Genomic DNA, 12701 nt, shown 5'->3' with positions numbered 1-12701 from the left:
GTCGCCGGGTGGGGGGTCCGGACGCCTCAGCCGTGCACGGCGGAGGCGACGTTGTAGAGGCCGAAGCAGAAGACCACGATCGCGGCGAAGAGCAACATGAAGAGGATCTGTCGCCAGAACGAGATCATCAAGATGGCTGAGGCCACTACCACTAACGACGCCACAACTTCATTCTGAGGCATGATTTTCCCTCTTTCCGTGGATTCTGGTGGTCGGGGCACTTGTAATCTGTCGGCAACGCGCTAGATTGGGCCGGTCCCTTCGGGTGCCTGTGTTGTTGCTACCAGTAAATGTCAGGTCAAAAGGCTGTCAATGCGCAAAGCTGGCAATTCCCGACGGACATTTCCTGCTTTTGTGGCCGGTCGCCGGCGGCAGTTCCGCAGCCTGTTGGCGAAAAGGCTGCCAATTGGCAGCCTGGTCATCCCATTTGGCAGCGCGGCTCGTCGCAGTGGCCGGGCGGCGCGAAACGTTGTCTCAATTTGGCTAAACGTGCGGAACCGGGTCGGTTGTCCGCTAGCATTCTCGCGTGCTCACGAGTCCCGTCGAATCGACGGTTCTGCGACTCTCGCTCGATGATTGCCGTCGGCCCGATTCGCTCTTCTCCGATCTTGTCCGCGATGCCGCCCTGGTCAACGGGCTGGAGCCGCGTGCGCTGACCGTGCGGACCCTGCTGCACCTGCCCCGGGTCGCGCGGTTCAACGGCACGGTCGGCCGCCGCCAGATCGAGATGGAGTTACGCCGTAGCGCCGCCGGTCTGCGGACCGACCAGGCGAGGATCCGGTCGCTGATCCCGACCAACAAGTTCCCGCTGCAGGACCTGCGCTTCGTCGAGTACGACGCCCGCGAAGCCGCCGCCATCTTCAGTCATCTGCACTATCTGCGCAGCGCCCGGGCTGGTTCGAGGAACTTCGCCCTGGTTGACCCGGTCAACGGTCTCCCGGTGAGCCTGTGCAGCGTCTCCCCGCTGGAGTGGCTGCGGGTCGGCCGGCAGCTCCAGACCCAGTTCGGCGTACCGCGCGAGCGGGTCTGGGACGTCTCGCGGGTCTACTCCTTCGACGTCGCCCCGAGCAACGCGATCTCCTTCCTGCTGGCGAAGGTCCGGAACGTCTTTCGCACCGAGGTCCGCGACGTCGACCTGCTGACCACCGCGGTCGACCCGAATCTCGGCTTCACCGGTTCGAGTTACCGCGCGGCGAACTGGCACCGCTGGATGTCTATCCAAGCCAGGCCTTATCTGTACGTCGACCGCCTCTACGCGAGCCCCCGGCAGTTGCGGCAACGCTTCGGCACGGCGAACCTGAGCGAGTTGCAGGTCCGGCACGGCGCAGTCGTCGAGCAGAGCCGGGCAAAGTTGCTCGACTCAACGATCTTCTGCTGCCGGGTCCGGGGCGAGACCGAGTTCGTTGCTCCCGACGACCAACGCCGCCTGCGCCGCTGACGTATTAGTACTGCGGGTCGGGTTCCGGTACTACTGGTGCTGCTTTCACAGTGAACCTGGAACGGCTGAGCAGCGCCTCGATCCGTTTGCGATCCGGCATCGAATTCGACAACGGGAAATCGGCGGTCGCGCACGACATCGCTGCGGCCGCCCAGAATGCGGCCTGCTCGGAGAACACCCGGTCGTTGTCTATCAGCTTCGCGGCCAAGGCGGCGCAGAAAGCGTCCCGGGCGGCCGAGGATTCCTTGTAGATGGATGGGAAGGTCGGCACGCTGAACGCCTCGTGCGCGGATTCCGAATAGATCGTGCAGCCGCCGTTCACCAGCATGCACAAAGTCTCGACGCCATAGGCGAGCATATTCCGGGCGACCGGATCCGGGTCGAACCGCTCCTGCCCGGCCGGCGCGTAGCGGCCGAGCTCCCAGGCGTGCGCGACGAGGTAGTCGATCTGGGTCAGCGAGTGACGCGAGATGCCCTCGTCCGGGTACGGCTGGCCGGGAGTGACGATCATCAGTGGCCGGTTGTCGTCTTCACCGTGCACCAGCGCGAGCGTGTGCTGGACCGTCTCGCGCGGGATCTCGAACGTCACCAGCACCGCGTCGCAGTTGGTGAGCTCGTGCGAACGCTGATCGACGTCGCGCACGTCGAGCCGGACCTCCATCTGGTTTCGCCAGTTCACCGCGATGCTGTCGCCGAGTTCCATCTCGATGACGCCGGTGAACGGGGTCCGGGCCTCGTGCACGATCTTGATCAGCGAGGTGTCGACGCCCTCGTCGCGCAGGTAGTGGATGATCTCCTGCCCGAACCGGTCGTCGGCCACCGCCGCGATCAGCGACACGTCCAGACCGAGCCGAGCCGCGGCGACCGCCTGAGTCAGGCCCTTGCCGCCGGGGGACAGATCGAAGCCGTACGCCTCGCTCGAGGTCTCCCTGGCCGGCAGGTTCTTGGTGCGGAAGGTGGCATCCATGACAGCACCGCCGACCACGATGACCTTGCCTTTGGGTAGGGCCGGGGTGCTGTTCGCTGTGTTCTCGCCCGGGGTCGGCATCACCACGCTCTTCGAGCCGACCGAGTAGACCTCACGCCGGATGAGTTGCCGGGCCAGCTCGCGTAGTACCTCGCGTTCCGTCGTACCGCGGAGAGCGCGGTCGCTGGGTGGCTCGCCGGGGCTGTGGCCCATCGACTCGTGCAAGCGTCGCCAGTGGACGAGCAGTGCGTTGCGGCGGCGACCGAGCGAGTCGGCGGACAGGGCCTGGACGACCCGGCTGTCGAGGCCGTGCTGGGAGTAGACGTCGGCGAAGAGCCCGAGGGCGAGGATCGCATCGGCGACGATCTGGTCGGTGCCGCTCATCGTGAACCGCACACACTGTCCGACGACCTCGAGCGCGGCGGGGCCTAGCTCGACGTTGTGCACCGTCGCATACCGCCTGGTCGCGGCCAGCCCCAGCAGCGGCGCCGAGACACCGTTCCGGCCGTCCTGGAGGCGGGCGAGGGTGAGCCCGTCGCGCGCCCGCATCTTCTCCAGGACATTGATCAGCACCAAGGCGTCAGGCGAGTCCCAATCGCGGTCGGCCATTCGCCCCCCCCGTCCTGGTAGACATCCGGGAAGGCCCAGTATGAGGTCAAGCGGGGGGCAGCAAAAGGCTAGCGGAGTGCCGTGATCCAGCGGGCGGCCTGGCGGGCCTCGTTGAGGCGCCGCTCGTAGGTGGCGCCGACGGCCAGCAGGATGGCGCCTGCTGCGCCGAGGGTGATCCAGCGGGGGATGAGTGGGGCGACCTCCAGGAACTGCCAGAGGCCGACCTTGGCGAGGACGGTGGCGCCGATGACGAAGGGCGCCTGGAGGGAGAAACGGGCGCCGATCACCATGATCGCCACCGCGGCGGCCACCACGAACGTCAGCCGCATCCAGTCGTCGTTGCTGTTAGCAACTAGTGCCGAGGGGGTGAGTCCGACTAGCAGGCCGGGGCCGAGGTAGACCCAGCTCGGCTGGTCGCGCCAGCTGAGCAGCCCGATCGCGAGCATCACTGCCGCGGGCGGCAGGGTGAACCACTCGAGAGTGTCGGCGCCCGCGCCGACGACGAAGGCCGTGTTCGCGAATGCCAGCAGGAAGCCGGCGAACAGGAGGGCCTCGCGTCGGCCCGGCTGCATGCCGTAGGCGACCAATGGGGCGGCGGCGATCGTCAGCACCACTCCTGTACCGGTGTTGGGCGAGACCATGACGACGACCAGTTCGGCGAGGACGACAGCTGTGGTGGCGGTAGCGAAGAGAGCGCGCTCTCGGGGCAGGCCGACGGATGCGCACGCGTAGGCGATCGAGCAGGCGCCGACGACGGCGAGGGTGATCGCCCCGGTCCACAGGCTGAAGAATCCGTCCGCGGTGACCAGCAGGATCGCGAGTTGGGCGGCGAGGCTCGAGAACGCGGAGGCGGCCATCGAGCTCATTCGCTTGCGCCAGCCGGCGATCAGGATGAGTGCCGAGCCGATTGCCGAGATCAGGCCCAGCTGGACGACATCGGTTAGGAAGGCGCAGACGAGAATGTTGACTGAGGCAACGACTGTGGCCGAGATCGCCAGCAGTAAAGTCACCAGGCCCGTACGGCGGGTTCGCAGCAGTATGGCGAGTCCCAGAGCGGTAGCCGCGCCGGTGGTCACCCAGCGGCCGACCTCGGGTAGTTGCGGCAGGCAGGTGGCGACGGTGAACGCCGCCGCGGTGGTGCAGCAGGATTCGACGAGAGCAGGCGGGAGAGACCTAGGGAGCGCTATCTTGCGCGGGAGAACCACTCCGGCCACGGCGGCTAGGCAGACCACGCCGGTGGTCGCGAGAACCGGAGAGAGCGCTGTCCCGACTCCACCGAGGTCAGTCGAGTGGCGGGCGACCAGGGCCAAGAAGACCCGGACGGCGCCGACGGCGAGGATGATCCCCAGGAACAGGCCGGAGCAGATCGCGCCCGTGATCCTGATCAGTCGGGTGCCCTTGGAAGTCCAGAACAAGGTGACGATGACCTGGGCGAGCAGGCCAAGCAAGAACACGGCGATGCCGACGCGGTCCACCATGAAGAGGGAGAGCGGGAGTTGACCCGCGATGACGGCAGTCAGGCCGAAGGTGAGCACCTTCCCGGCGATCCGGGACATCATCAGGTTGATCGCGGCAACCACCGCGAACGAGACACCGGCGTACGTGAGGTCGTCGATGGCCGAGCGCGGGATCAGGCCGAGTTCGCGGGCTCCGAAGAGGTCCACGAGGAGCAGGCCGCAGCCGAGGATCGCGACAGCCTCAGCAGTGCCGGCGAGCTTGTTCTTGCTGGCGTGTACGGCGCCGGCCAGGGCAAGTGCCGCGAGAGTCGCCATGATCGCGGCCTGCATGGAGACCGGCAGGCTGTCCCACGTCACAGCCAGGAAGGTGACACCGGCCGCCAGCAGCAGAAGCACCCCAAGACCGAGCAGCGTTGCCTGCGGACTCAGATGGTGATGCGGCCTGGGCTGCCTGCGCGCCTGCTGCCTGGGCTGAGGCGGAGGCGGAGGCGGAGGCGGCGTAGCGGGCAGGGCTCGTGGGGCAGGCGGTGTGACGGGAACGGGTTGGGGGCTGTGGAGCGGTGGCTTGGTGTCGTTGCCTGCTGGGGTCGGGAGGGAAGGAAGCGGGCTGGGGGCAACTAGTGTGGTGGCGGCGTGTGGTGTGGGGGCGACGGTGAGTAGTAGGTCTGTTTGGCAGACAGGGCAGCGCAGTTGCGTGGAGTGAGCGTTCATCGTCGTCCTCCTCGGGTGGTGTTGTTCACTATCCGAGCCGGAACCGGCTGCCGCCTGAGTACGTCTACTCAAATCGTCGCGTAGGCTGCTTCGGGTCTGCCGGTCGTCCAGACTGGCGAGGCGACCACGGGGAGCAAGATGAAGACTGGACACGTCGAGCTCGCAAGGGCTCAACAGGAGAGATGGCAGACCGCCTACGAGGGGAACCCTCGACTGCACGGCGCGGAGCCGTCGGCGGCGGCCCGCTGGACCGTCCGGCTGTTCGGTGCCGCCGGCATCGATGATGTGCTGGAGCTGGGCGCCGGGCAGGGCAGGGACGCGCTTTACCTTGCCAGGCAAGGGTTCAGCGTGCACGCGACTGACTTCAGCGAATCCGCTCTGAGCCAGCTCAGGCTGGATGCGCAGCGCGGAGGTCTGGACGATCGAGTCACGGCAGCGCTGCACGACGTACGCGATCCGCTGCCACCGGCGGACGCCACGGTCGGCGCGGTCTACGCCAATCTGCTGCTCAACATGGCCTTCTCCCGCGCCGAACTTCGCTCTTTGGTGAACGAGATCCGCCGCGTACTGCGGCCCGGTGGGCTCTTCGTCTATTCCGTCTGGTCCACCGCCGACCCGGGCTACGGGAAATGCAGCGAGATCAGCGACGGGCTGTACGCGCGTGACGGATTCGCCGGCCGCTTCTTCGACCTCGACCTGGTGCACGAGCTGGCCGAGCGCTGGGAACTCGGCGGGGCCGACGCCTACGAAGAAGGCCCCGAACCCCGCCGGCTGTGGCGAGTCACCCAGGCAAAGCCGGCCCCGACCAGCTGACCGGTCAGCTGGCCTGGCTGGTGGTGGACATGTTGAAGTCGGGGATGAGCAGCGGCGGGGTCGCAGTACGGGAGAACTCGTCACCCCATTCGCGGGAGAACGACGGGACGGTCGCGCCGGCCGCGGTGAAGCGGCCGAGCAGGTCGACCGGGCTCTCGTTGAAGCGGAAGTTGTTCACGGCACCCGTCACCTCGCCGTTCTCGACCAGGTAGACGCCGTCGCGGGTCAGACCCGTCAGCAGCAGGGTCTGCGGCTCCACGATCCGGATGTACCACAGGCAGGTCAGCAGCAGACCGTGGTCGAGTCCCGCGACCAGGTCGTCGACGGAACCGGTCGCGCCGTCGACCGACAGGACGTAGTTGTCGATTGCCGGGGTGACAGCCGGTGCGCCGGTCAGTTCGGCCGTGTACCGGCTGGTCATCAGGGTCTCGAGCTTGCCGCCGCGGATCCAGTCGGTCGCGCCCAGCGTGAGGCCGTTGTCGAACACGCTCCACGAGCCGCCGGAGGACCGGGCCACCATGAAGGGGAAGGTCTCCAACCCTGCCAGGTGCGGGTCCGAACAGAATCTGACCGGCTGGGGTGACAGCGTCTCGCCGATCCGGGAACCACCGGACGGCTTGGAGAACACGCTGCGGCCCTCGTGCGCGTCTCGTCCGTCGAGCTTCCAGTACATGTGCGACATGAGGTCAGCGACCGCGGCGGGCGGCAGCACGGTCGGGTGCCGCCCGGCTTCCACCGAGACCGTCCGGGTGGCCCAGCCGAGCCGCCGGGTGAGTTCGGTGTCGATCGCGAGCGGGTCGATGTCGGTGAAGTCGCGAGTGGCGGCGCCCGCCCACGCCGACTGGCTCAGGTCAGCCGACTTGCCCGTGGCGGTGACGAATCCCCGCGGCAGGGCCTGGCGCAATCGCAGTCCCGTCGACGACCCGACGTACAGGGTGACGACTTCATGATCGGCGAAGCCGTAGAGCCAGCGGTTCTCCTTGCCGGCCTTGTTGAGCGCCTCGCCGAGGGCCGGGGCGAAGTGCTCGTAGACGTTGACGGAGGTTTCGTCCGGTTCTTCGTCCCAGCCCGGCCCGACGGTGCCGTCGACGAGTGGGCGTGCGTCCTCGGCGGGGCCGGATTCGCGGGCGACGGCGACTGCCGCCGAGACGATCTCGCGGAGTGAATCGTCGGTGGTCGAGGACCGTCCCACCACGCCCGCGGCGGTGCCCTCGCCGGCGCCGACCGTGGCGATGACGGTCACGCTGGAGCCGCGCATCGCACCGTTGGTGGTCAGCGTGTTGTTGGCCCAGCGCAGGTTCGCGCTGGAGGTCTCGGCGACGAGGACGACACAGCCCGCGGCGCCTTCGGCCGCGGCCAGCTCGAGCGCGCGCTCAACGGTGTCCTGTGGGCTCAGCTGAATGGCGGTCGTCACCGGCCGGCCTCCTGCGTCGTGTTGAGGATGCGTACTTCGCGGAACAGGGCGGACGGGCAGCCGTGGGTGACGGCGCCGGACTGGGCGGGCTGGGCCTTGCCGCAGTTGAGGGCGCCGCCGAGCACATAGGTCTGAGGTCCGCCGACGGCCTCCATCGACCCCCAGAAGTCGGTCGTGGTGGCCTGGTACGCGACGTCGCGAAGCTGGCCGTCGAGCTTGCCGTCGGTGATCTTGTAGAACCTCTGGCCGGTGAACTGGAAGTTGTACCGCTGCATGTCGATCGACCAGGACTTGTCGCCGACGATGTAGATCCCGTTCTTCACCCGGCTGATCAGCTCCTCGGTGGTGGGTCCGTTGGCCGCGGGCCGCAGCGACACGTTGGCCATCCGCTGGATCGGGATGTGGCCGGGGGAGTCGGCGTAGGCGCAACCGTTGGAGCGGTTGGTGCCGAGGACTTCCTGGTTCACCTGGGCCATCCGGCGGTCCAGCTGGTAGCCGACAAGGATGCCGTCCTTGACGAGATCCCACTGCTGGCCGGCGACCCCCTCGTCGTCGTACCCGACCGTCGAGAGGCCGTGATCGGCCGTGCGGTCGCCAGTGACGTGCATGATGGGCGAACCGTATTTCAGGGTGCCGAGCTTGTCGATGGTGGCGAAGCTGGTGCCGGCGTAGTTGGCCTCGTAGCCGAGGGCGCGATCCAGTTCGGTGGCGTGGCCGATCGACTCGTGGATGGTGAGCCAGAGGTTGGTCGGGTCGATCACCACGTCGTACGTTCCGGCCTCGACGCTGGGGGCGGCCATCTTCTCCGCCAGCCAGCCGGGGATCTGGGCGAGCTCCTCGTCCCAGTTCCAGCCGGTGCCGGTCATGTACTCCCAGCCCCGACCGGCGGGCGGCGCGCAGGTACGCATCGAGTCGAACCGGCCGGTCTCGGTGTCGACCGCGATCGCCTGCAGCTGCGGACCGATGCGGACCCGCTGCTGGGTGGTCGAGGTGCCTTCGGAGTTGGAGTAGAACTTGCACTCGTTCACCGAGTGGACGAACGCGGTGACGTGGGAGACGCCCTCGGCCGAGAGCAGCCGCCGGCTGTAGTCGGTGAGGAGGGCAACCTTCTCCGCGCGCGGCAGGCTGAACGGGTCGGTCTCGTATGCCGACACCCAGCTGACGTCGTCGTACACGGGCTCCTCGGCGAGCTCGATCGGCTCACTGTTGATCGGCCGCGACACCTGCGCCATGTTGACTGCCTGCTCGGCGACCCGGACCGCCTCGTCCGTGGTGAGCGCGACGCCGGCCGCGAAGCCCCACGTCCCGTCATGGATCACGCGGACGGCCAGACCGAGGTCCTCGTCGTCGTGCGCGCTCTCCAGTGCGCCGTCGCGCAGTGAGATGGATTCGGACCGGACCCGCTCCAGCCGGAACTCGGCGTACGTCGCGCCGAGATCCTTGGCCCGCTGCAGCGCGGCGTCGGCGAGCTCGTGTCGGGGCAGGGCTTGGAAAGAAGCATCGACTTCTGGCACGCCCATGACCTTATGACATCGCGGAACCGGGCGGTGGGCTGCGGTGTAGACACAATGAGACCGGGACAGGAGGCGGAATCAGCGGGAGCGATGAGGCGGCGATCCTGGCTCGTGTTCGCGGCGGTGAGTCCGCTGCGTACGCCGAGCTGGTACTGCGGCATGCGCCGGTGGCGAAAAGGACGGCGGTTTTCCTCGGCGCAGGCCCCGAGGCGGACGACGTGGTGCAGGAGTCGCTCGTGAAGGCGTACCGCGCGCTGGCCGGCTTCCGAGACGGCTCTGCCTTCCGGCCGTGGCTGCTGCGCATCGTGGCGAACGAGACACGCAACCTGCAGCGCTCGCGTAGCCGCCGTACGCGCCGCGAGGAGCTGGCCGCATTGCCGGAGGCTGTGCTGGACCCGGCTGATGAGGCCGCTCTCGGTGAGCGGCGGCGTGAGCTGCTTGGAGCGGTGCGCGCTCTGCCCGAGCATTACCGGCTAGTGGTGACGTGTAGGTACCTGCTGGAGTTCGACGAGCAAGAGACCGCCGCGGTGCTCGGCTGGCCACGCGGCACGGTCAAGTCGCGGCTACACCGTGCGCTAGGGCGACTGCGCACGCAACTACCCGACAAGGAGGTGCAGCGATGACCGACGAGCAGCTTGCTGACGAACTCCGCGCGCTCGGGCGCTCTGCCGTAGTACCTCCTGTCGCTGACGGACTTGCGACCGCAGTACTGGAGGCTGTTGCAGACCAGCCGGTACGCCGGACTCTGGCTGAGGTGGTTCGAAGTCGGTGGCGAGCCCTGGTGGCTCTGCTCGCTCTGCTTGTTGTCGGGGCGGCCCTGGCTCCGCCGGTGCGGGCTGCAGTGGCTGAGTGGCTCAACATCGGGGGAGTCGAGGCTCGGCCGGTCGGGACTGGGCCTAGCACCGCGCCTGCGCCGCCGGCAGCCGGAGACGGGTTGAGCTTGGAGGAGGCTAGCCGGCGCGCTGGGTTCGGGCCGGTGGTGCCATCCGCGCTGGGATCTCGTAAAGAGATCGCGGTGACCAACGGCGTGGTCGCGATGAGCTGGGAAACGTCGGGCGGCGGCACTGTGCGGCTCGAGCAGTTCCAGGGGAGGCTGTCACCGTTGTATGTGAAGAAGTACTACACCAGCTTGGAATTTGTGGAGTCCATCGACGGGTACTGGTTCAAAGGGCCGCATGAGCTGGTGCTGGTGGGCAAGGACGGGGTCGAGCGCACAGAGCGCGTTGCCGGGCCGACGCTGGTCTGGCTGCGGGGCGGGGTCACGTTCCGGCTGGAGGGTGTGCCGGACAAGGGCCGGGCGACCGAGATCGCGCTCTCTGCGATTCGGTAGAACGGGAACCGCTGTGGTGGTGGCGGTGTACCAGGGGTAGTCGAGCAGCTGAGGAGAGCCGCCATGTCCCACTGGTTCCGTCGTACCGTCATGATGTCTGCCGCCGTCGTGGCGGTGGCCGCGAGCGGGGTGGTGCCGGCGCATGCCGGCGGGCCGACCAGCGTGTTGCTGAGCGCGCCCAGCATTCCGAAGGTCGTTGCCGCAGGCTACGAAGACGCGAACTATGCCAAATTGCAAGGGCTGATCGAGAACAGCAGCAATGACAAGCCGTCCGCAGGTGAGGACCATCAGTCCGGCAACTTCGTCCGGGCGACCTGGCTGATCCACGACATGATGGTCTGGCGGTTGGACATCATCTACCCCGACGCGCCGGGTGGTCCGTGGATCGCGACCACGCAGGACGTGACCGGCTCCGGCAAGCTGCCCGAACAGCCGGTCTGGCATCGCGCGACGGATTCGATCCAGCTGACCAAGTTGCTCGACATGCTCGGCCTGATCGGCAATGACGACAACTTCTTCGGCGGCGGCGGTCCGACCAGCATGCCGCAGAGCGATCCCTCCGCCCAGGTTGAGAGGCCCGCGCCGCAACCCGTCGGCCAGGCGGCGGACACGGTCAAGGCCGAGCAGGGAGCGCTCTCCGGCTGGCGCTGGATGATCCCCGGGTTCGCCCTCGGAGCAGTAGCCGCATGGCTCGCCGTCCGCTTGATCCCCAAGCGCCGCCCATGGGAACTCGTCGACGTCGAGTGAACGTACTCCGGCCTTCGCAACTCCTGTGCCGCATCCTGGAATCGTCGATGCAGGGTGAGACATTTCCGTCAGGTCAGGTCGGGTCGTCGTTGATGGGGTGGGTGCCGGTGTGGTCGACGCGGAATTTGTAGCCGTGTTTGGTGGTCCATTCGAGGGCGTGGTTGTCGAGGGTGCGGACTTTCCAGCCGCCGTGGGTTTTGATGCGGTGGCTGAGGCGGCCTTGGGGTCGCAGGTTCTTGGTGCTGGTTTGTCCCGGGGGTCCGGTCGGGTCGAACGGGATGACGTGGTCGAGGTCGGTGCTGGTGGTGGTTTCGAGGGTGCCGTAGGGGAACTGCTCGACCGGGTAGGTGAGTTTGATGCGTTCCCGGATCCGGTGCGGGATTTCGTAGGCGTTGACGCTGACGTGGTCGTTCAGGTCGATCACGGGCTGGACGGTGATGCGGTCGTGGCCGAGCAGTTCGGCGAGCTTGGCGGCGAACACGGGTCCGAAGGCTTCGACGCGCGCGGTTCCGGCACCGGCGAGCAGGGTCTCGTCGGTGATGTGGACATACAGCTTGATCCGCCCGGGTCTACGCCCACCGGACCCACCACCACCACCACCACCACCACCACCACCGCCGCTGCTGCTGCTGCTGGTGGTGGTGTTGGTGTCGGCGGCGTGTTTGATCGCGGCCAGTTTCGCGGCCAGGTCCTGGCGCGCGGCGGTCTCCAGCCCGTAGACGATCTGTTCGACGGTGCCGGTCCCGGTGCGGCGTGGTGGGGGTGGGTCGAGTGGGTGGGCGGGGTGGCTGGGGTGGGGGGTGTCGCGGTCGGCTTCGGTGTGCGGGCCGGGTTCGTCGGCCAGGAACAACTCGGTGGCTGGTTGCCCGTCCCGGGTCACCTCGTCGACCCGCAGATCGTCGGCCCGCGCGGCGGCGGTGTCACCCGGGTCGGCGGTGTCAGGCGTGTTCGCGGTGTTACCCGGGTCGGCGGTGTCAGGCGCGTCCGCGATGTCACCCGGGTCGGTGGTGTCGTCCGCGTCCGCGGTGTCAGTTGCCCGTGGGGTGTCGCCGGTGGTGCCGGGCGCATCGGCCGGCCGCGCGCCGACGCCGGGTCCGCTGCCCGGCTGCGGGGCCGCTCCGGCGCCGGGTTCACTGTCGGCCTGCGCGGCGACGCCGACGCCGGGTCCCCTGCCGGCCTGCGCGGCGAGGCCGACGCCGGGTCCGCTGCCGGCCTGCGCGGCGAGGCCGACGCCGGGGCCGCTGCCGGCCTGCGCGGCGAGGCCGACGCCGGGGCCGTGGTCCGGCTGCGGGGTCGCGTCCTCTGCGCCCGGGGCGTCACCTGCTCCGGCTCCCGCGTCCGGCCGGATCCCGTCGGTCGGGCTCGGGACACCCGTCGGCGCCGGGTCGGCGACCGGCCCGAGGTCGTCCTCGGTGGGCGTGCCGGCACCGGCCTGATCGGTCTGCGCGCACTGAGCCGAGCCGCTCTCGGCCGACGCCTCGGGCCCGGCCGACGCCGCAGGCCCGGTGCGCGCCGCGGGCCCGGTGCGCGCCTCGGCCCCGGCCGGGTCGGTGCCGTCGCCGCTGTCGCCGCCGGTGCCGTCGTCGCCGGTGCTGTCGCCGGTGCTGTCGTCGGCGCCGTCGGCGCTGTCGTCGCCGGTGGGGTGGTGGCGGGTGGTGAGGTGTTGGGCGATGTCGAGCAACTGGTGGGCGAAGGCCGGGT

10 protein-coding genes and 1 pseudogene are annotated in these 12701 nt (G+C 68.4%); 5 read left to right on the top strand and 6 right to left on the bottom strand.

Annotated elements, in window-relative coordinates; all coding sequences use genetic code 11:
* Positions 1-26: 26 nt before the first annotated feature.
* Entirely contained in the window at positions 27-164 is a 138-nt protein-coding gene (locus ABD210_RS24825; RefSeq protein ID WP_344114499.1) for a hypothetical protein, read from the bottom strand.
* A 362-nt stretch (positions 165-526) separates the two neighbouring features.
* Here ABD210_RS24825 and ABD210_RS24820 point away from each other — a divergent pair, with 362 nt between their 5' ends.
* Positions 527-1438 (top strand): Mom family adenine methylcarbamoylation protein, encoded by a 912-nt coding sequence (locus ABD210_RS24820; RefSeq protein ID WP_344114498.1) that lies wholly within the window; start codon positions 527-529, stop codon positions 1436-1438.
* A 4-nt stretch (positions 1439-1442) separates the two neighbouring features.
* Here ABD210_RS24820 and ABD210_RS24815 read toward each other — a convergent pair whose 3' ends face one another.
* Both ABD210_RS24815 and ABD210_RS24810 read right to left on the bottom strand, forming a co-directional pair.
* Complete coding sequence (locus tag ABD210_RS24815; RefSeq protein WP_344114497.1) at positions 1443-3014, bottom strand: PfkB family carbohydrate kinase; 1572 nt, start codon at positions 3012-3014, stop codon at positions 1443-1445.
* Between the two features lie 68 nt (positions 3015-3082).
* Entirely contained in the window at positions 3083-4867 is a 1785-nt protein-coding gene (locus tag ABD210_RS24810; protein ID WP_344114496.1) for an SCO7613 C-terminal domain-containing membrane protein, read from the bottom strand.
* 453 nt (positions 4868-5320) lie between these two features.
* Between ABD210_RS24810 and ABD210_RS24805 the strand changes: the two genes are divergently transcribed.
* On the top strand, positions 5321-5995 hold the full coding sequence (locus tag ABD210_RS24805; RefSeq protein WP_344114495.1) for a class I SAM-dependent methyltransferase: 675 nt from the start codon (positions 5321-5323) through the stop codon (positions 5993-5995).
* A gap of 4 nt (positions 5996-5999) precedes the next feature.
* Here the strand turns inward: ABD210_RS24805 and ABD210_RS24800 are convergent, their stop codons facing one another.
* Both ABD210_RS24800 and ABD210_RS24795 read right to left on the bottom strand, forming a co-directional pair.
* Positions 6000-7409, bottom strand: coding sequence for a metallopeptidase TldD-related protein (locus ABD210_RS24800; protein ID WP_344114494.1), 1410 nt, complete (start codon positions 7407-7409; stop codon positions 6000-6002).
* A complete protein-coding gene (locus tag ABD210_RS24795) occupies positions 7406-8929 on the bottom strand; it encodes a TldD/PmbA family protein (RefSeq protein WP_344114493.1) in 1524 nt (507 codons plus the stop codon). The genes ABD210_RS24800 and ABD210_RS24795 overlap by 4 nt, the downstream gene beginning before the upstream one ends.
* 161 nt (positions 8930-9090) lie before the next feature.
* Between ABD210_RS24795 and ABD210_RS24790 the strand changes: the two genes are divergently transcribed.
* The 3 genes from ABD210_RS24790 (at position 9091) to ABD210_RS24780 (ending at position 11000) form a co-directional block, all read left to right on the top strand.
* Positions 9091-9546, top strand: coding sequence for an RNA polymerase sigma factor (locus ABD210_RS24790; protein ID WP_425552729.1), 456 nt, complete (start codon positions 9091-9093; stop codon positions 9544-9546).
* Entirely contained in the window at positions 9543-10253 is a 711-nt protein-coding gene (locus ABD210_RS24785) for a hypothetical protein (protein WP_344114492.1), read from the top strand. Before ABD210_RS24790 ends, ABD210_RS24785 begins: the two co-directional genes overlap by 4 nt.
* 63 nt (positions 10254-10316) lie before the next feature.
* Entirely contained in the window at positions 10317-11000 is a 684-nt protein-coding gene (locus ABD210_RS24780; RefSeq protein ID WP_344114491.1) for a hypothetical protein, read from the top strand.
* Between the two features lie 73 nt (positions 11001-11073).
* Here the strand turns inward: ABD210_RS24780 and ABD210_RS24775 are convergent.
* A pseudogene (locus ABD210_RS24775) lies at positions 11074-12701 on the bottom strand (hypothetical protein); the annotation flags it as partial.

Source organism: Kribbella alba (genome assembly GCF_039529635.1).
Lineage (GTDB): Bacteria > Actinomycetota > Actinomycetes > Propionibacteriales > Kribbellaceae > Kribbella > Kribbella alba.
The sequence above is the reverse complement of the archived record's forward strand: the minus strand, read 5'-3'. Positions and strand labels throughout refer to the sequence as shown.

Bases quoted from the DNA above. Each gene is read 5' to 3' on its own strand.
- ABD210_RS24815 (WP_344114497.1), bottom strand. From the start codon at position 3,014: ATGGCCGACCGCGATTGGGACTCGCCTGACGCCTTGGTGCTGATCAAT.
- ABD210_RS24805 (WP_344114495.1), top strand. From the start codon at position 5,321: ATGAAGACTGGACACGTCGAGCTCGCAAGGGCTCAACAGGAGAGATGG.
- ABD210_RS24795 (WP_344114493.1), bottom strand. From the start codon at position 8,929: ATGGGCGTGCCAGAAGTCGATGCTTCTTTCCAAGCCCTGCCCCGACAC.
- ABD210_RS24785 (WP_344114492.1), top strand. From the start codon at position 9,543: ATGACCGACGAGCAGCTTGCTGACGAACTCCGCGCGCTCGGGCGCTCT.
- ABD210_RS24780 (WP_344114491.1), top strand. From the start codon at position 10,317: ATGTCCCACTGGTTCCGTCGTACCGTCATGATGTCTGCCGCCGTCGTG.